This is a genomic window from Ignavibacteriota bacterium, assembly GCA_013285405.1.
Lineage (GTDB): Bacteria > Bacteroidota > Ignavibacteria > Ignavibacteriales > Ignavibacteriaceae > IGN2.
This window is the reverse complement of sequence record CP053446.1, coordinates 2,669,033-2,687,581: the sequence shown is the minus strand read 5'-3', so window position 1 is coordinate 2,687,581 and position 18,549 is coordinate 2,669,033. Positions and strand designations below refer to the sequence as shown.

Annotated in this window: 18 protein-coding genes and 1 tRNA gene; all 19 read right to left on the bottom strand. The window is 36.9% G+C overall.

Annotated features, from left to right (window positions below; translation table 11 throughout):
- Window positions 1-4 precede the first annotated feature (4 nt).
- Window positions 5-832, bottom strand: a complete 828-nt coding sequence (rplB, locus tag HND39_11735; protein ID QKJ96894.1) for a 50S ribosomal protein L2 — start codon at window positions 830-832, stop codon at window positions 5-7.
- 21 nt (window positions 833-853) lie between these two features.
- Window positions 854-1,147, bottom strand: a complete 294-nt coding sequence (rplW, locus tag HND39_11730; GenBank protein QKJ96893.1) for a 50S ribosomal protein L23 — start codon at window positions 1,145-1,147, stop codon at window positions 854-856.
- Window positions 1,147-1,797 carry a 50S ribosomal protein L4 gene (rplD, locus tag HND39_11725; GenBank protein QKJ96892.1) on the bottom strand — a complete coding sequence of 217 codons (651 nt, stop codon included), beginning with the start codon at window positions 1,795-1,797 and terminating at the stop codon, window positions 1,147-1,149. The genes rplW and rplD overlap by 1 nt, the downstream gene beginning before the upstream one ends.
- Before the next feature lie 13 nt (window positions 1,798-1,810).
- A complete protein-coding gene (gene rplC / locus HND39_11720; GenBank protein QKJ96891.1) occupies window positions 1,811-2,434 on the bottom strand; it encodes a 50S ribosomal protein L3 in 624 nt (207 codons plus the stop codon).
- A gap of 16 nt (window positions 2,435-2,450) precedes the next feature.
- Window positions 2,451-2,759, bottom strand: coding sequence for a 30S ribosomal protein S10 (rpsJ, locus tag HND39_11715; protein ID QKJ96890.1), 309 nt, complete (start codon window positions 2,757-2,759; stop codon window positions 2,451-2,453).
- Between the two features lie 72 nt (window positions 2,760-2,831).
- A complete protein-coding gene (gene tuf, locus HND39_11710) occupies window positions 2,832-4,040 on the bottom strand; it encodes an elongation factor Tu (GenBank protein QKJ96889.1) in 1,209 nt (402 codons plus the stop codon).
- Window positions 4,041-4,089: 49 nt separating this feature from the next.
- A complete protein-coding gene (gene fusA / locus HND39_11705) occupies window positions 4,090-6,186 on the bottom strand; it encodes an elongation factor G (GenBank protein ID QKJ96888.1) in 2,097 nt (698 codons plus the stop codon).
- Between the two features lie 16 nt (window positions 6,187-6,202).
- Window positions 6,203-6,670 (bottom strand): 30S ribosomal protein S7, encoded by a 468-nt coding sequence (gene rpsG, locus HND39_11700; GenBank protein ID QKJ96887.1) that lies wholly within the window; start codon window positions 6,668-6,670, stop codon window positions 6,203-6,205.
- Between the two features lie 6 nt (window positions 6,671-6,676).
- Complete coding sequence (locus tag HND39_11695; GenBank protein QKJ96886.1) at window positions 6,677-7,051, bottom strand: 30S ribosomal protein S12; 375 nt, start codon at window positions 7,049-7,051, stop codon at window positions 6,677-6,679.
- 88 nt (window positions 7,052-7,139) lie between these two features.
- Window positions 7,140-11,411 carry a DNA-directed RNA polymerase subunit beta' gene (rpoC, locus tag HND39_11690; GenBank protein QKJ96885.1) on the bottom strand — a complete coding sequence of 1,424 codons (4,272 nt, stop codon included), beginning with the start codon at window positions 11,409-11,411 and terminating at the stop codon, window positions 7,140-7,142.
- A gap of 44 nt (window positions 11,412-11,455) precedes the next feature.
- Window positions 11,456-15,214, bottom strand: a complete 3,759-nt coding sequence (gene rpoB, locus HND39_11685) for a DNA-directed RNA polymerase subunit beta (protein QKJ96884.1) — start codon at window positions 15,212-15,214, stop codon at window positions 11,456-11,458.
- A 136-nt stretch (window positions 15,215-15,350) separates the two neighbouring features.
- The gene (gene rplL, locus HND39_11680) at window positions 15,351-15,731 is read right to left on the bottom strand and encodes a 50S ribosomal protein L7/L12 (GenBank protein ID QKJ96883.1); all 381 of its coding nucleotides are present in this window, start codon (window positions 15,729-15,731) and stop codon (window positions 15,351-15,353) included.
- A 35-nt stretch (window positions 15,732-15,766) separates the two neighbouring features.
- Window positions 15,767-16,288, bottom strand: coding sequence for a 50S ribosomal protein L10 (locus HND39_11675; protein QKJ96882.1), 522 nt, complete (start codon window positions 16,286-16,288; stop codon window positions 15,767-15,769).
- Window positions 16,289-16,358: 70 nt separating this feature from the next.
- The gene (locus tag HND39_11670; GenBank protein ID QKJ96881.1) at window positions 16,359-17,060 is read right to left on the bottom strand and encodes a 50S ribosomal protein L1; all 702 of its coding nucleotides are present in this window, start codon (window positions 17,058-17,060) and stop codon (window positions 16,359-16,361) included.
- 38 nt (window positions 17,061-17,098) lie between these two features.
- Entirely contained in the window at window positions 17,099-17,524 is a 426-nt protein-coding gene (gene rplK / locus HND39_11665) for a 50S ribosomal protein L11 (protein ID QKJ96880.1), read from the bottom strand.
- A gap of 26 nt (window positions 17,525-17,550) precedes the next feature.
- Window positions 17,551-18,087: a transcription termination/antitermination factor NusG gene (gene nusG, locus HND39_11660; protein ID QKJ96879.1), complete on the bottom strand. Its 537-nt coding sequence runs from the start codon at window positions 18,085-18,087 to the stop codon at window positions 17,551-17,553.
- Between the two features lie 12 nt (window positions 18,088-18,099).
- Window positions 18,100-18,282, bottom strand: a complete 183-nt coding sequence (gene secE, locus HND39_11655; protein QKJ96878.1) for a preprotein translocase subunit SecE — start codon at window positions 18,280-18,282, stop codon at window positions 18,100-18,102.
- A 25-nt stretch (window positions 18,283-18,307) separates the two neighbouring features.
- Window positions 18,308-18,380 (bottom strand) — tRNA-Trp (locus tag HND39_11650).
- Between the two features lies 1 nt (window position 18,381).
- On the bottom strand, window positions 18,382-18,546 hold the full coding sequence (rpmG, locus tag HND39_11645; protein ID QKJ96877.1) for a 50S ribosomal protein L33: 165 nt from the start codon (window positions 18,544-18,546) through the stop codon (window positions 18,382-18,384).
- Between the last annotated feature and the right edge of the window lie 3 nt (window positions 18,547-18,549).

Below are 18,549 nucleotides of genomic sequence, written 5' to 3'. Positions count from 1 at the left end.
AAACCTAACTTTTCCTTCTTTTAATAATATATTTATTAGATGGATTTTTTCTCTTCCTTGTTTTTAATCCCTTTGATTTTTGACCCCAGGGAGAAACCGGATGCCCACCACCAGATGTTTTGCCTTCTCCTCCACCCATCGGATGATCAACGGGATTCATTGCAACACCTCTCACATATGATCTCTTTCCCAACCATCTTGAACGACCAGCTTTACCAAGACTAATATTTTCGTGTTCTGAATTACCAACCATTCCATAAGTAGCAAGGCAATTAACATTTATCATTCTGACTTCACCAGAGGGCATTTTCAACTGAGCAAAATTACCTTCTTTAGCCATGAGTTGAAGAGAACTACCGGCGCTTCTTCCCAACTGACCACCTTTACCTGGCTTTATTTCGACATTGTGTACAAAACTGCCCAAAGGCATTTCCTTTAATGGCAATGTGTTGCCAACTGAAATTTCACTTCCAGAACCAGAAGAAATTTTATCACCAACTTTTAATCCATTCGGAGCCAGTATGTATCTTTTATCACCATCAGTATAATGTAACAAAGCAATTCTTGCTGATCTGTTTGGATCGTATTCAATTGAAAATACTTTTGCAAAAATTCCATGCTTGTTTCTCTTGAAATCAATTATCCTGTAGCGTCTTTTATGCCCACCGCCAATATGTCTTGCGGTAATTCTGCCAAGATTATTTCTTCCACCAGATTTTCGTAATGCAACTGTTAATGATTTCTCAGGAGTTGATTTCGTTAATTCTTCAAAAGTATAATTGCTTTTGAATCTTGTTCCTGGAGTTACTGGTTTATTTTTTTTAATTCCCATTTACTTACCTGTTCCTATCAGCTAAACTGCTTCGAATAACTCAATTTTTTCCCCTTCTTTAAGGGTAACGATAGCTTTTTTAAATTTTGCTGTTTTACCAGTGAATCTTCCACTTTTCCTGAATTGCGTTTTAGTTTTTCCCTGGTGATTAATTGTCTTCACATCAGTTACATGAACATTAAACTTTTCTTCTATAGCTTTTGCTATTTGAATTTTATTTGCATTCGGATTAACAAGAAACCCATATTTACCTTTATCGGCAGTTATATTTGTCATCTTCTCAGTAATAAGAGGACTGATTAATATCTGGTGCATTAGTTCACCACCTTTGCTTCTTTCTCATTAAAGGTTTGGGCTATTGCATCAACAGCCGTCTTTTGTAAAACTAAGATCTGGTTATTCAGAATATCATAAGTAGATGCCTTACTTGCTTCCATTATACTTACTTTATTAATATTTCTTCCAGACTTATAAACATTGGTCTCATTTTTTCCGGTTAACAAAAGAATTTTTTTTCCATTTAGTTTCAACGCATCCATTAAAGAAACAAATTCCTTTGTTTTTGGTTTATCGTAAGAAAAATCCTCAACAACTATTAATTGCTCATCTTTTGCTTTGTAGCTGAGAGCAGATTTTCGTGCAAGTTGTTTAACTTTTTGAGAAAGTTTTTGTCTGTAATCTCTTGGTCGAGGACCGAAAATAGTACCACCACCAATCCACAAAGGTGAACGAATCGTACCTGCTCTTGCAGTTCCTCTTCCCTTTTGTCTCCAAGGTTTTTTACCGCCGCCTCTTACTTCTGCTCTTTCTTTAGCTTTGTGAGTTCCTTGTCTTTGATTAGCAAGAAATGCTTTAACAGAAAGATAAATTGCATGATCGTTTGGCTGAATGCCAAAAATTTCATCGTCAAGCTTAACTTTTTTACCTGAAGGCTTGCCGTCTGTTTTAAAAATTTCTAAAGTCATTTTTATTCAGTTATTAATTCTTTATCAGTTCAACTATTGAATTTATTGAGCCAGGCACAGCACCTTTAATCATAATTAAATTATCGTCAGGAATAATTTTTATTACTTTGAGGTTACGAACAGTTACATTTTCAAAACCTTTACGTCCAGCCATCCTCTGACCTTTAAAAACTCTTGAGGGCCAGGAGCTGGCACCAATCGATCCCGGAGCTCTTAATCTATCACTTTGACCATGAGTTGTTCCACCAACACCACCAAAGTTGTGACGCTTCATTACTCCCTGAAATCCTTTTCCTTTACTTCTTCCTCTGACTTTTATAATGTCGCCTTCTTTAAATAAATCAACTTTGAGGTCATCACCAATTTTTAGACTACCAGTATCAAATCCTTTGAATTCTTTTACTGTTTTGTTTGGCGATAAATTATTTTTCTTAAATTGACCCAAAACTGGCTTGCTAACATGTTTTTCTTTTTTATCTTCAAAGCCTATTACCACAGCCGAATAACCATCTTTTTCTTTTTCGCGTAGTGAAACAACTTTACAAGGTCCGGCTTGAATAACTGTTACAGTTATCAAATCACCTTCAGTATTAAAGATGCTTGTCATTCCAATTTTTTTACCTAAGATTCCGGGCATATCAAACTCAGTGTTATTATAATTTAATTTCTATATCAACACCCGCCGGAATATCAAGTTTACTTAATGAATCGACGGTTTTGTTATTAGAGTTATGAATATCAATAATTCTTTTATGGGCTCGTGTTTCAAATTGTTCACGTGATTTTTTATCAACGTGAGGTGATCTAAGTACTGTATAGACAGTTTTTCTTGTCGGAAGTGGAATTGGTCCTGAGACAACAGCTCCTGTACTTCTAACAGTTTTAATAATCTTCTCTGTTGATTTATCAATCAAAATATGATCGTATGATTTCAACTTGATTCTTATTTTCTGACCTGGCACTTAGAAACTCCTTTAATTTTCATAAACGAAAAGAGAAATAATTTTTCTCTTCACATTAAAGAATATTTAATTTTACTTATAAATTTTTGTTACTACACCAGCACCGACGGTTCTTCCGCCTTCACGAATAGCAAATCTCAAACCTTCTTCCATAGCTATCTCTGATATCAATTCAACTTTTAGGTTCACGTTATCACCTGGCATAACCATTTCAGTTCCTTCAGGAAGTGTCGCAACACCTGTAACGTCTGTGGTTCTAAAATAGAACTGTGGTCTGTAACCATTAAAGAATGGTGTGTGTCTTCCACCTTCATTCTTTGACAGAATGTAAACCGAGCCATCGAAAACTGTGTGTGGAGTAATTGAACCAGTTTTTGCGAGTACCATTCCTCTTTCAATTTCATCTTTATCAACACCTCTAAGTAATATACCTGCATTATCTCCAGCCATTGCTGAGTCAAGTTCTTTTCTAAACATTTCAATTCCAGTTACAACAGTTTTCTTGTGTATTCCAAGACCGATAAGTTCGACTTCCTCTTGAATTTTCACTTCGCCTCTTTCAACTCTGCCAGTTGCAACTGTACCACGACCTGTAATTGAGAATACGTCTTCAACAGGCATTAAGAATGGTTTCTTTGTTTCTCTTTCAGGTATTGGAATATAAGAATCTACTGCATCCATAAGTTTCCAGATACAGTCAAGTCTTGGATCATCAATTTTAGTTTCAGCACTGGAAGCAGCTTCAAGAGCTCTTAGTGCTGATCCTTGTATGATCGGGATTTCGTCACCAGGGAATTCATAAGATGTTAATAAATCTCTCAATTCAACTTCCACTAATTCAAGAAGTTCAGGATCATCAACCAGATCAACTTTATTCATGAAAACAACGATTCTCGGAACACCTACTTGTCTTGCAAGAAGAATATGTTCTCTGGTCTGAGGCATTGGACCATCCGTAGCAGCAACAACCAGAATAGCACCATCCATCTGTGCTGCACCAGTAATCATGTTCTTCACATAGTCAGCGTGACCAGGACAATCTACATGCGCATAATGTCTTTTTTCAGTTGCGTATTCAACGTGTGACGTTGCAATTGTAATGCCTCTTTCTCTTTCTTCTGGTGCATTATCAATACTATCAAATGTTCTAACCTCTGACAAGCCCTTTTTACTGAGAGCCATAGTGATGGCAGCGGTTAAAGTGGTTTTACCATGATCTACGTGACCAATTGTTCCAACGTTAACGTGCGGCTTACTCCTGTCAAATTTTTCTTTTGCCATCGGATTCTCCTTTTACTTTTGTTCCTTTATTAATTTATTTTTTTGTTAATTAAACTGCTGTTGATTTCTTGCCTAATGTTTTTTCAGCAATCTCCTCAGCTATTGATTGAGGAACCTGCTGATAATGATCAAACTGCATTGTATAAATTGCTCTGCCCTGAGTCATTGATCTTAAAATTGTTGCGTAACCGAACATTTCAGAAAGAGGAACAAGTGCTTTAATTACCTGAGCATCTTTCCTTGCATTAAATCCTTCAATTTTTCCTCTTCGCGAATTTAAATCGCCCATCACATCGCCCAGATAATCTTCAGGCGTAACAACTTCAACAGACATGATAGGTTCCAACAGGATTGGTTTAGCTTTTTTAGAACCACTCTTGAAAGCCATCGAACCAGCTACTTTAAAAGATAATTCATCAGAATCTACATCGTGAAATGATCCATCATACAACTTGACTTTAATATCAACAACCGGAAATCCTGCAACGACACCATTTCGCATCGCCTCCTGAATTCCAGCAGAGACCGGCTGGATATATTCTTTGGGTATCGATCCACCAACTATCGCATTTATAAACTCATATCCTTTTCCTGGATCGTTCGGACCTAATTCGATTTCAACGTGACCATATTTTCCCCGACCACCAGATTGTTTTATAAACTTTCCTTCAACCTGAACTGTCTCTGTTATAGTTTCTCTATAAGCAACTTGTGGTTTGCCGATGTTAGCTTCAACCTTAAATTCTCTCTTCATCCTGTCAACAAGAATTTCCAGATGAAGTTCTCCCATTCCACTTATTAATGTCTGACCTGTTTCCTGATCAACTGTCACTCTAAATGTAGGATCTTCATCAGAGAGTTTTGAAAGAGATTCTGATAGTTTATCCTGATCTGCTTTTGTTTTTGGTTCAATTGCAATCTGAATAACCGGTTCAGGAAATGACATCTTTTCAAGTACGATCGGATCATGTTCATCACAGAGAGTATCACCGGTTTTAGTGTGCTTTAAACCAACTGCCGCAGCAATATCACCTGCTCTAACTTCATCAATATCTTCCCGGTGATTTGCGTGCATTTGTAATAGTCTGCCAATTCGTTCTTTTTTCTGGCTGACTGAATTATAAATATATGACCCGGCTTTCAGTGTTCCTGAATAGACACGGAAGAAACATAATTTTCCAACATAAGGGTCATTCATAATCTTAAAAGCTAACGCAGCAAATTTTTCTTTCTCATCAATTTTTCTGGTAACTGAATCATTTATTCCAATGTGATGTGCCTCGATCTCTTTAAAATCAACTGGTGAAGGAAGAAGTTCAACAACATAGTCAAGTAATTTCTGAACGCCTTTATTCTTAAATGCAGATCCACAAAGAACAGGAATAATTTTCAATTCAATTGTTGCTTTTCTCAAAACAGTCAGTACTTCACTTGCAGTAATCTCTTTACCTTCAAGATATTTTTCTAACAATGTATCATCAACATCAGAAACTGCTTCCAACATCTGTGTTCTGTATTTAGTTGCTGTTTCCATGAGATCTTGAGGAATTGGAATCTCATCGTATGTAGCTCCAAAAGTTTCCTCGTGATACATTCGTGCATTAAAATTTATAAGATCAATGACTCCAACGAACATGTCTCCCTGACCAATCGGTAAATTGATTGGAATTGCGTTCGCTTTCAATCTATCCTTCATCATCTGAACTGCGTTATAAAAATCGGCTCCAATCCTATCAACCTTATTGATAAAAGCTATTCTCGGAACACCATATTTATCAGCTTGTCTCCAAACTGTTTCAGATTGTGGTTCAACTCCACCGACAGCACAAAATAAAGCAACAGCTCCGTCTAACACTCTTAAAGATCTTTCAACTTCAACAGTAAAATCTACGTGACCTGGTGTATCTATAATATTTATCTGATGATCATTCCAGAAACAGGTTGTGGCTGCACTTGTAATTGTAATTCCACGTTCTTTCTCCTGTTCCATCCAATCCATCACAGCTGCGCCATCATGGACTTCTCCAAGACGGTGAAGTTTTCCGGTATAAAAAAGAATACGTTCAGTCGTTGTGGTTTTACCGGCATCAATATGTGCCATGATGCCAATATTTCTTACTTGATCTATTTTAACTTTCTGCGACATAAAATCTTAGTTTACTTTACCATTTGAAATGAGCAAAAGCTTTATTGGCTTCAGCCATTTTATGTGTATCATCTTTCTTTTTAACAGCAGATCCCTCATTATTTGATGCAGCAATTAACTCCTGTGCAAGCTTCTGCGACATAGTCTTATCGCCTCGCTGACTTGCATAAGTTTTAATCCATCTCATTGCCAAAGCAGTTCTCCTCTCAGGTCGAACTTCGCTAGGAACCTGATAGGTAGCTCCTCCAACTCTCCGGCTTCTAACTTCAATCACAGGTTGAACATTTGATAGTGCCTGCTTAAAAATTTCCAGACCAGTTTTTTTTGTTTTTCCTTCGATGATATCAAACGCACCATAAATAATTTTTCTGGCTGCAGATTTTTTACCTTCATTCATCAGTACATTGATAAACTTTGAAACGGTAATATCATTGAATTTTGGATCTGGCTTTATGTATCTTTTTTCTGCTCTTCTTTTTCTCATACGTCATTAAGATTTAGGTTTTTTTGCACCGTACTTAGATCTGCCTTTTTTCCGATCTTCAACACCACTTGTGTCAAGAGTGCCACGAATTATATGATATCTTACTCCCGGTAAATCCTTTACACGACCACCACGAATTAAAACAATGGAATGTTCTTGAAGGTTGTGTCCTTCTCCGGGTATATAAGCACTTACTTCAATATGATTTGTAAGCCTTACTCTCGCTACTTTTCTCAAAGCTGAATTTGGTTTCTTAGGAGTTGTTGTATAAACACGAGTACATACTCCACGTTTCTGCGGACAGGCACTCAAAGCCGGAGCTTTATTCTTTGATAATATTTGAACTCGTCCTTTTCTTACGAGTTGATTAATTGTTGGCAATACTTTCTCCTAAGTTTTATTCATATTAAAAAATTCGGATTTCAAATATACTTCTTGATAACTATTAAGTCAAGAAATTCAATCCTCTTTAATTTTGTTGGAGACTACTTTCTTCAACTTTGACTTCTTCTTCTTTAGATTCAACTACTACTTCTAATTCACTTGAAAGCTTCAAATTTTTGTATTTTTTAAGACCTGTTCCAGCAGGAATTAAATGACCCATCACGATATTCTCTTTTAATCCAATTAAACGATCGATCTTTGCTTGAATCGCAGCGTTTGCTAATACTTTTGTTGTCTCCTGGAATGATGCTGCTGACAAAAAGCTCTCGGTTGATAGGGCTGCCTGCGTAATCCCTAAAAGGACATGCTCGAAAGTAGCAGGCATTGAATCCCTTACTTCCATAAGCTTTTTCTCTTTCTTCTTAATATCCGTATTTATTTCTCTAGCTTTCGTTTTGGAAAGTAAAGAACCACTTTTCAGACGAGAATCACCCTTTTCTTCCACCACAACTAAATTATCCATTTTACTATTTTCATCAAGGAATTCTATTCTATCTACCAGGTCTTCTTCCAGGTATTTTGTATCACCAGGTGAAACAACTCTGACTTTCTGAAGCATTTGTCTTACGATCACTTCTATATGTTTGTCATTAATTTTCACACCCTGCAAACGATACACATCCTGAATTTCATTAACGAGATATTCCTGAACCGCACTTGTTCCTTTAATCCTTAAAATATCGTGAGGATTCATAGGGCCATCAGTAATTTTTTCACCAGCGGGAATATCATCTCCTTCCTGAACTAGAATATGTTTACCGAGTGGTACAGCATATTTTTTCTCATCGGAACCATCGTGTGCTACGACTGAAATTTCTCTTGATCCTTTCTTCCTTCCACCAAACTTTACGATTCCTTCAATATCCGTAACTATAGCCGGATCCTGAGGACTTCGAGCTTCAAACAGTTCAGTCACACGTGGTAAGCCACCAGTGATGTCCCTGGTTTTTGTAGTCTGTTTTGAAATCTTGGCTAGTACAGTTCCAGCATTTATAGATTCACCTTCTTCGACTGCCAAATATGATCTTGTTGGAAGATTAAATGATTTTTTATCTCCATTTTCAGCTACAATAACGATGCTTGGTGTGAGAGTTTTATCTTTGGAATCGATAACAACCTTCTGAACATGTCCGGTTTGTTCATCTGTTACTTGTTTCAGAGTTGATCCATCAATTAAATCAACAAAGCCAACTTTACCTGTGATATCAGATATAATCAGTGCATTGTATGGATCATGATGATATAGTGCTTCATTTCTTTTTACTAATTGACCATCATCAACAGTTAGTTCAGCTCCATAAGGAACATCATACTTTTTAAGCTGCCGATTATTTTCATCATAGATACCAATTGCACCTCTTCTACCTGTAACAACTTTTACTTTAAAGTCCTTTCCGGTAAAAGGGTCCTGAGCATTTTTCTCAACAAAAATTACTTTTTCAAAGATTGCTCTTCCTTCGATATTTGTCTCCACCTGTGATTGAGTTGCGATTCTTGATGAAGTTCCGCCGAGGTGAAAGGTTCTTAATGTAAGCTGAGTTCCCGGCTCACCAATGGATTGCGCAGCAACAATACCTACAGCTTCTCCAACCTCAACAAGCTTACTTGTAGTCAGGTTTCTACCATAACATTTTGCACAGACACCTTTCTTGGACTCGCAAGTAAGTACTGTTCTGATATAAACTGTATCAATGTTAGCGTCTTCAATTTTATCGGCAATCTCTTCAGTGATAATTTCACCAGCTTCTATGATAAGATCTTCACTGATCGGATGATAAACATCTTCCTGAACTACTCTGCCAGTAATACGTTCGCCAAGTGGTTCTCTTTCCTGTTCAACATCTTTCAATGCTTTTATTTCTATTCCGAGAATAGTTCCGCAATCTATTTCTGTAATGATTACATCCTGCGACACATCAACTAACCTACGAGTAAGATAACCGGCATCAGCGGTTTTAAGAGCTGTATCTGCAAGACCTTTTCTCGCACCGTGAGTCGAAATAAAATATTCTAGAACAGTCAATCCTTCTTTGAAGTTAGCCACGATTGGGTTTTCAATAATTTCACCTGCTTGACCGGATAATGTTTTTTGAGGTTTCATCATTAATCCTCTCATACCAGCGAGTTGTCTGACCTGTTCCTGAGAACCTCTTGCACCTGAATCAACCATCATATGCAGTGAATTAAATCCACCCTCAACTTTTTTAATTTTTTCCATTAACGCACGCGAAACATCGTTGGTGGTGTGTGTCCAAACGTCAATTATTTTATTATATCTTTCAGCATCTGTAATTACACCCTGTTCGTGCTCATTGAGAATACCATCAACTTTTTTATTCGCTTTTGCAATAAGATTACCTTTTTCTTCCGGAACAACCATGTCAGCATAACTAACTGACAATCCACCTTCACTGGCAAATTTGAATCCCAGATCTTTTAAATCATCTAAAAATTTAGCTGTTACTTTATTTCCAAGCTGGATATACATTTTTCCAATTATTCCACCAAATACTTTTTTAATAAGTAGTTGATTGATGTATCCCATTTCTTTTGGAAGTACTTGATTAAAGATTACGCGTCCGGTTGTGGTTTCTATAAAATTACCATCGATTTTAACTTTAATTTTTGCATGTAAACCGACTTTTTTATTGTCATAAGCTATAATCACTTCTTCAGGTGAATAAAAGACAGTTCCTTCACCCTTATCACCTTCTCTTTGTTTGGTTAAATAGTAACATCCAAGAACGATATCCTGAGTCGGAACAACTATTGGACTACCATTTTGAGGTGAAAGAATATTATGACTGCTCAACATTAACAACGCAGCTTCAAGTTGTGCTTCATAAGACAGAGGTACGTGAACAGCCATCTGATCACCATCAAAGTCCGCATTGAATGCAGTACAAACCATCGGATGAAGCTGAATTGCTTTTTCATCAATTAGTATTGGCTGGAAAGCCTGAATACCGAGTCTATGAAGAGTAGGAGCCCGATTCAATAAAACAGGATGAGCCTGGATTATTTTTTCAAGTATATCCCAAATCATCGGATCTTTTCTGTCAACAACTTTCCTTGCACTTTTAACTGTTTTGTTATGTCCTCTTTCAATTAATTTTCTTATAAGAAAGGGTTTGAACAATTCTACAGCAATATCTTTCGGTAAACCGCATTGATGTAATTTTAATTCAGGACCGACTACGATAACTGAACGTGCTGAATAGTCAACTCTTTTACCTAATAAGTTCTGACGAAATCTTCCCTGTTTGCCTTTGAGCATATCACTTAAAGATTTCAATGGACGATTACTATCACTTCTTACAGCACTGCCTCTTCTCGAATTATCAAACAAAGCATCAACAGCTTCCTGAAGCATTCTTTTTTCGTTGCGAAGAATAACTTCAGGGGCTTTGATATCCATCAATCTTTTCAAGCGATTATTACGAATGATAACTCTTCTATAAAGATCATTCAGATCACTTGTTGCAAATCTTCCGCCTTCAAGCGGCACCAGAGGTCTTAATTCAGGTGGAATTACCGGTATGTAACTTAAGACCATCCACTCAGGTTTATTTTCAACTTTAACATTTTCTGCTTTGAAAGCTTCAATCACTCTTAATCTTTTTAGCAAGTCAGCTTTCTTTTGCTGCGACGTTTCTACTTTTACCTGTTCACGCAGTTCTTCTGATAACTTTTCGACATTAGTATTCTTGAGAATGGTTTTTACCGCATCGCCACCAATTTTAGCAACAAATTTATCAGGATGAGTATCCTCAAATCTCTGGTTTTCAGTTGGTAGCGAACTCATCACTTCAAAGTACTGATCCTCTGAAATGAGATCACCTTTCTTCAATCCAGTTGGTCCGGGATTTAAGACTATGTATGATTCATAATAAATTACTTTTTCAAGTTCTTTAAGACTTAAGCCAATAATATTTCCGATCTTAGATGGCTGCGACCTGAAAAACCAGATATGTACAACCGGAACTGCAAGACCGATATGTCCCATCCTCTCGCGACGTACGCTTTTTTGAGTTACTTCAACACCGCAACGGTCGCAAATAATTCCTTTGTACCTGATTCTTTTATATTTACCGCAGAAACATTCCCAGTCCCGTGTTGGGCCGAATATTTTTTCACAGAACAACCCATCTTTTTCTGGTCGGAATGATCTATAATTAATAGTTTCAGGTTTGGTTACTTCTCCATAAGATCTTGATAAAATATCATCCGGACTAGCCAGACTAATAGTAATGCTATCAATATCCATCATTGCATGTTCTTGGATTCTAAAAGCCATATTTTATCTCCTAAGTTCTATTAAAATTCTTTTAAATAATTCAATTAGTTAATCGTAACATCGAGCCCTAATCCCTGAAGCTCTTTTATAAGTACGTTAAATGATTCAGGAATATTTGGCTGCAATAAATTATCACCTTTAACAACTGCTTCATAAGCTTTAGCTCTTCCAGCCACATCATCACTTTTAATTGTCAGGATTTCCTGTAAAGTATACGCAGCACCATAACCTTCAAGTGCCCAAACTTCCATCTCACCAAATCTCTGACCGCCGAACTGTGCTTTACCTCCAAGCGGCTGTTGTGTGATTAATGAGTAAGGTCCAATTGAGCGTGCGTGAATTTTATCATCAACCAAATGACTCAACTTCATCATATAAATAAATCCACAGGTTACCTTCTGGTGGAATTTCTCACCCGATCTGCCATCATATAAATCAGTTTTTGATCCCAATTCAAGACCAGCTTTAGCCAGCCATTCTTCGACATCCTCAACCTTAGCTCCATCGAATATTGGTGTGGCGAATTTGATACCGAGTTTATTGCCAACCCATCCGAGTGCAGTTTCATATAGCTGCCCAAGATTCATTCTTGAAGGAACACCGAGAGGATTTAAAATAATATCGACGGGGGTTCCATCAGGCAGATAAGGCATATCTTCAACCGGTACTGCTTTGGCAACAACACCTTTATTTCCGTGTCGTCCTGCCATCTTATCACCAACAGATACTTTTCTTTTTTTAGCAACGTAAACTTTTGCAAGCTGCACTATTCCCGGAGGAAGTTCATCACCGCTGGCAATTTTTATTTTTTCACGTTTGTAGTCCTCACCAATTTCAGCCGATTTATCAAAATAATTTTTGAATAAAGTTTTTATATGCTGATTTGTTTTCTTACTATCAAACCAATCAAGAGTATAATCAAGCTTGGTTACATCTTCCACAGAAGCAAAAGTAGAATCTTTAATGGTTGTATTTGCTCTTAAAGCCACTGTTCCATCAAGATCCCTTATGCCTGTAGTAACCAAACCTTCGCAGAGTTTGGTAAGTTTTTCAACGAGTTTCGTATAAAGGTCTTTTAAACGAACACTGTGTTCGTGTTCAAGCGTATCAAACAACGCTTTTTCTGTTTTCTTTGACTCAGCATCTCTTTTCTTTCTGCTGAATAATCTTGTTTTTATTACAGTACCTCTTAGTCCTGGAGGTGCTTTAAGGGAAGCATCTTTCACATCACCAGCTTTATCACCAAAAATTGCTCTTAGTAATTTTTCTTCGGGTGTTGGATCTGATTCACCTTTAGGGGTGATCTTTCCGATTAAAATATCTCCTTCTTTAACTTCCGCACCTTCTCTTACAATTCCATACTCATCAAGATTTTTTACAGCTTCTTCACTCACGTTTGGAATTTCTCGTGTTAGTTCTTCCTCACCACGTTTTGTTTCCCGAACCTGCAGTTCAAATTCTTCGATATGCAAAGAGGTGAAGTCATCATTCTTAACTAAATTTTCACTTAGAATAATAGCATCCTCAAAGTTATAACCACGCCAAGGCATGAAGGCTACAAGTACATTTCGCCCAAGCGCTAATTCACCTTGCTCGGTTGCCTGACCATCTGCTAGTACATCCCCCTTTTCAACACGCTGACCTTCGGAGACAAATGGCTTTTGGTTAATGCTTGTTTCCTGGTTTGTTCCATGGAACTTTATAAGTGTATATGTTACTCTTCTAACGTCATTGAATGCAGTAATAGCTTCAATACTGTTGGGATTAATATCATACCGGACAATAATTTTTGTTGAATCGACAAATTCAATAACGCCGCTGTTTTCAGCAACAATAATTGATCTTGAATCACGAGCAACTCTTCCTTCCATTCCGGTTCCAACGATTGGAGTTTGCGGCTTTAATAAAGGAACAGCCTGGCGTTGCATATTCGAACCCATAAGTGCACGGTTTGCATCATCATGTTCAAGAAATGGAATAAGTGCTGCAGCCGGACTAACTATCTGCGCTGGTGCAACATCCATATATTCAACCTGGTCAGGTGTAACAATCGGGAATTCACCTTTTAATCTGGATTTAACTCTTTCCGTTACAAATCGGGATTGTTCATCTATTAATGCATTAGCCTGTGCTACAGTAAAAATATCTTCCTGTTCAGCACTCAGAAATTCAACATCTTTTGAAATTTTTCCTTTGTGGACTTTCCTGTATGGAGTTTCAAGAAAACCATATCGGTTAACCCGTGCATAAATGGTAAGAGATGAAATCAATCCGATATTTGGTCCTTCAGGTGTTTCAATTGGGCAGAGTCTTCCATAATGGGTGTAATGAACGTCTCTAACTTCAAAACCTGCTCTCTCTCTTGTCAAACCACCCGGACCTAACGCTGACATTCTTCTTTTATGTGTAAGTTCTGCGAGTGGATTTGTCTGATCCATAAATTGTGAAAGTTGATTCGTACCGAAGAAAGCATTAATCACACTTGTAATTGTTCGTGCATTTACAAGGTCCTGAGGTGTAAAGTTTTCAGTATCGCGCATATTCATTCTCTCTTTGATCGTCCTTGCCATACGTGCCATACCAACGTTAAACTGCTGACTCAACTGCTCGCCAACTGTCCTTACTCTTCTGTTACCTAAATGATCAATATCATCTACAGGTTCCAATCCGTTTTTCAACTTTATCATATATTTAATTATCTCAATGATATCCTGAACCGTTAAAACTGTTGTTGTTTCAGGAATATTGAGCTTTAATTTATCATTCATCCGATGGCGACCTACATCACCAAGATCATAACGTTTATCATTAAAAAACAATTTTTCAATTAATTGTTCAGCCGTCTCCAAATCTGGGGCTTCACCTGATCTAAGTTGTCTGTAGATAGCATACAGTGCTTCTTCCTTTGACTGCGAAGTATCTTTCTTTAATGTATTAACAATTAAATCCTGTTCCGGCGAAGTATCCCGCGACAAGAATCTTATAGATTCTACTTCTGCTTCGGTTAGCCTGTCGAGATCTTCTTCGGTTAAATAACTTCCACCACTAAGAAAAATCTCTCCGGTGGACATATCAAATACATCACTTGCAATTGCCCGTCCGATATAAGAAGATAAATCTGTCTTATTGACTTTAACTTCTTCAACAAGGTTAAACAGGTTAAATATTTCGTCATTACTTGTATAGCCAAGTGCACGAAGCAAGGTAGTAGCAGGGAATTTTTTTCTTCTATCAATATAGACGTTTAAAACGTAGTTTATATCCGTTGCGAATTCAACCCAGGAACCTCGCAGCGGAATAATTCTTGCCGAATATATCGGAGTTCCGTTTGGATGTACAGTTTCAGAAAAAGCTACACCGGGTGATCTGTGCAACTGAGATACAACAACCCTTTCAGCTCCATTAATTATAAAGGTACCTTTTTCAGTCATAAAAGGAACACTGCCAAGGTAAACTTCCTGTTCAACACTGTTCACGAATTCTTCAGTATCTGGATCTTTTGCTGATAATCTCAGTTTGGCTTTAAGAGGCGCTGCATAAGTCAATCCTCTTTCCATGCATTCTTCAACTGAAAATCTTGCTTTCTCAACAGTGTAATTAATAAAGTCGAGACGGTAGTTTTCTTTATTATCGAATATCGGAAAGTTATCAATGAATACTTTTTGAAGACCTTTAATCTCTCTATCCTCAGGAAGTTTTTCCAGTTGAATAAATTCTTCAAATGTTTCAGTCTGGATGTTTAACAAATCAGGGACATCCATAACAGATTTGATAGCTCCAAAGGAAATACGGTTATTATTCAATTATCCTTCTCCTTTTGATTAAAAACTTGAATTTTTGTTAGCATAAATTTGCAACAGCCTAAACGCAAAAAGCGATAGAACGGAAAACCGTACTATCACTCTTTACAAAAAGGATTTAATATCGGCTATGAAATGATTATTTCAGTGCTATAGTAGCGCCGGCTTCTTCAAACTCTTTTTTGAGTTTTTCTGCTTCATCTTTTGATATACCCTCTTTAACAGTACTTGGGGCGCCATCAACAAGATCTTTCGCTTCCTTTAAACCTAAACCGGTATGAGCTCTTACTACTTTAATAACATTGATTTTTTTGTCGCCAGCATTTTGTAAAACTACTGTGAACTCTGTTTTTTCTTCAACAGCAGCAGCTTCACCACCACCAGCCATTGGTCCAGCCATCATTACTGGAGCTGCAGCAGTTACTCCAAATTCTTCTTCCAAAGCTTTCTTTAGGTCCGCTGCTTCCATAAGGGACATCCCCTTAATTATATCTAATGCTTGAGATACTTTTTCTGACATTTTATACTCCTGATTTTATTAATTTCATTAAAAAATTATGCTGCTTCTCTTTTAGAAATCTGCTCAACAACATTTACCAGATCTCTCATCACAGCGTTGATTGCTCCAACAATTCCGGAAACAGGTGAATTTAAAGAGCCCATTATTCCTGCAATTAATTCATTTTTTGTCGGAAGAGTTGCTAAAGTTTTCAGCTGACCTCCGTCGAAATACTCACCCTCAACATAGCAGGCTTTAAGAGCAAGTTTTTCTTTATCACCAAAATATTTGTTGATGATTTTTGCTGGTGCGAGAGGATTTTTTGTAGTAAAAGCAAATCCTGTCATACCAATTAATTGATCTGCAATTTTTTCATATTTGCCCGATTCTTTTAAGGCTCGTTTCATTAAAGTATTTTTAAATACCCGGTACTGAACTCCTTCATTACGGAACTGTGTACGAAGAGAACTTATATCTTCAACATTAATTCCGTGATAATCGGTCAAGTAAACTGCAGATGAACTCTCAAGAAGTTCCTTTATTTCAGAAATTATTTCTGACTTTTCGTTTCTGTCCATTATACTCCCGTTTTCAATAATTAGTTAACGTGTCGGTTAGAAGCATTTATTTATAAGTGCGTAAAACTTATTATACCTGACGAACTGTATATTCGTCTTTCGAAATTCTTAATCCAGGTCCCATAGTGCTAGACAAAAATAAACTCTTAACATATTGACCTTTTGCGGAAGATGGTTTCATCTTAATAATCGTATTAATAAAAGCTTTTGCATTATCAACAAGCTTATCGGCTTCGAAATTTAATTTGCCAACAGAGGTATGAACTATACCAGTTTTATCAACTCTGAATTCTATCTTACCCGCTTTAATTTCTCTTACTGCTTGAGATACATCCTGTGTGACTGTTCCACTTTTTGGATTTGGCATCAAGCCTTTCGGTCCAAGAATTTTTCCAAGCTTGCCAAGTTCACTCATCGAATCAGGTGTTGCAATAATAACATCAACATCTGTCCATCCACCTTTAATTTTCTCAAGATAATCTTCAAATCCTGCAAAATCTGCTCCGGCATCTAAAGCTTCCTGGGCTTTAGTACCTTTCCCAATAACCAAAACTGTAACCTGTTTACCTGTTCCATGCGGAAGAGAAACAGTTCCTCGCAACATCTGATCAGCCTGACGAGGATCAACTCCAAGCCGCATAGCACAATCAAGTGACTCAACAAATTTTACTTTTGAAGAGTTTTTAAGAAGCGCTACTGCTTCCTGAAGTGTGTATTCTTTATCTGTTTTTACTTTTGATTGAAATTCTTTTTTTCTTTTTGAAATTTTCATTTTAAAACCAAAGTATATTTAGTTCAATAAATACTTAATTAATCTTCTACTGTAAGTCCCATACTTCTTGCTGTACCTGCAATCATACTCATTGCATGATCAACATCGAATGCATTTAAATCTTTCATCTTTATTTCAGCAATTTCCTTTAGCTGAGAACGAGTCACTTTACCAACTTTAGTCCGGTTCGATTCAGCAGATCCTTTTTCAACTTTAGATAATTTTTTAAGAAGAACTGCAGCAGGTGGCGTTTTAGTTATGAATGTGAAAGACTTATCAGAATAAACAGTTATTATAACCGGAATTATCATCCCGTCTTTATCCTGAGTTCTGGCATTAAACTGCTTGCAAAACTCCATAATGTTTACACCTTTTTGACCAAGTGCAGGACCAACAGGTGGGGATGGATTAGCTTTCCCACCCGGTATTTGCAATTTTATAAAGCTATCAATTTTTTTTGCCATAACGTATTACCTTATTAGAATAAAATTTATTTCTCTAATTCTGCTTGAACAAAATCTATCTCGACAGGAGTTTTTCTTCCGAAAATTGAAACCATAACTTTCATTTTCATTTTCTCCTCGTTTACTTCCTGAACAGTCCCGCTAAAGTTGTTGAATGGTCCATCAATTATTTTAACAATATCACCGTTTCTAAATATAGTTTCCATTCTTTCAGTGGATTCATTTTGAGTAATTCTTCCCACGATTCGTCTGACCTCTTCCGGCTGAAGTGGATTAGGAACTTTACCAGTACCTAAAAATCCCATTACCGATTGTGTTCTCAGGATAAATTCTTTTACCTGATTATCAAGTTCAGCTTGAACAAGGATGTAACCAGGAAAAAAGTTCTTAGTCTTACTGCGTTTCTTCCCATCCTTGACTTCAAATACTTTTTCAGTAGGAACAAGAATTTCTCTGATCTTTAATTTCAATTGCTCGTTTTCCTGAAGTCCGGTTTCAAGCATTTGCTTTACTTTATTCTCATGTCCGGAGAATGTTCTGACCACATACCACTTTGCATCCATCAATTATACCTGTTAAAAAATTCCTTGCATAACCTGACTGATGAGCATATCAATTACATAAGCAAATCCGGCGAGAATAAGGCACACAACAATTACTATTTTTGTTGATTCCATTAGTTCTGCTCTCGTAGGCCAGGTAACTTTTTTCATTTCCTTGACCACGTCTTCAAAAAAATTTTTTATTTTTTCTTTCATTTGTAATTTATCCAGTTAATACTCGCACGTCAGGAGGGACTCGAACCCCCAACCTGCGGTTTTGGAGACCGCTGCTCTGCCAATTGAGCTACTGACGTATTATTTAGTTTCTTTAAATATCACGTGCTTACGAACCACAGGGTCATACTTTTTATATTCAACTCTTGCAGGATGTGTTCTTTTATTTTTTGTGGTGCTGTATCTGTAACCAGTACCTGCAGTGCTTTCTAATGTTATTATTTGTCTGATATTACTTTTTGCCATATT

Excerpts from the sequence above, each read along its gene's own strand:
- rpsG (QKJ96887.1), bottom strand. The coding sequence starts at position 6,670 with ATGAGAAAAAGAAGAGCAGAAAAAAGATACATAAAGCCAGATCCAAAA.
- rplD (QKJ96892.1), bottom strand. The coding sequence starts at position 1,797 with ATGACTTTAGAAATTTTTAAAACAGACGGCAAGCCTTCAGGTAAAAAA.
- HND39_11675 (QKJ96882.1), bottom strand. The coding sequence starts at position 16,288 with ATGGACAGAAACGAAAAGTCAGAAATAATTTCTGAAATAAAGGAACTT.
- rplK (QKJ96880.1), bottom strand. The coding sequence starts at position 17,524 with ATGGCAAAAAAAATTGATAGCTTTATAAAATTGCAAATACCGGGTGGG.
- secE (QKJ96878.1), bottom strand. The coding sequence starts at position 18,282 with ATGAAAGAAAAAATAAAAAATTTTTTTGAAGACGTGGTCAAGGAAATG.
- rplC (QKJ96891.1), bottom strand. The coding sequence starts at position 2,434 with ATGCCCGGAATCTTAGGTAAAAAAATTGGAATGACAAGCATCTTTAAT.
- rpoC (QKJ96885.1), bottom strand. The coding sequence starts at position 11,411 with ATGGCTTTTAGAATCCAAGAACATGCAATGATGGATATTGATAGCATT.
- tuf (QKJ96889.1), bottom strand. The coding sequence starts at position 4,040 with ATGGCAAAAGAAAAATTTGACAGGAGTAAGCCGCACGTTAACGTTGGA.
- fusA (QKJ96888.1), bottom strand. The coding sequence starts at position 6,186 with ATGTCGCAGAAAGTTAAAATAGATCAAGTAAGAAATATTGGCATCATG.
- rpmG (QKJ96877.1), bottom strand. The coding sequence starts at position 18,546 with ATGGCAAAAAGTAATATCAGACAAATAATAACATTAGAAAGCACTGCA.
- nusG (QKJ96879.1), bottom strand. The coding sequence starts at position 18,087 with ATGGATGCAAAGTGGTATGTGGTCAGAACATTCTCCGGACATGAGAAT.
- rplL (QKJ96883.1), bottom strand. The coding sequence starts at position 15,731 with ATGTCAGAAAAAGTATCTCAAGCATTAGATATAATTAAGGGGATGTCC.
- rplB (QKJ96894.1), bottom strand. The coding sequence starts at position 832 with ATGGGAATTAAAAAAAATAAACCAGTAACTCCAGGAACAAGATTCAAA.
- rplW (QKJ96893.1), bottom strand. The coding sequence starts at position 1,147 with ATGCACCAGATATTAATCAGTCCTCTTATTACTGAGAAGATGACAAAT.
- HND39_11670 (QKJ96881.1), bottom strand. The coding sequence starts at position 17,060 with ATGAAAATTTCAAAAAGAAAAAAAGAATTTCAATCAAAAGTAAAAACA.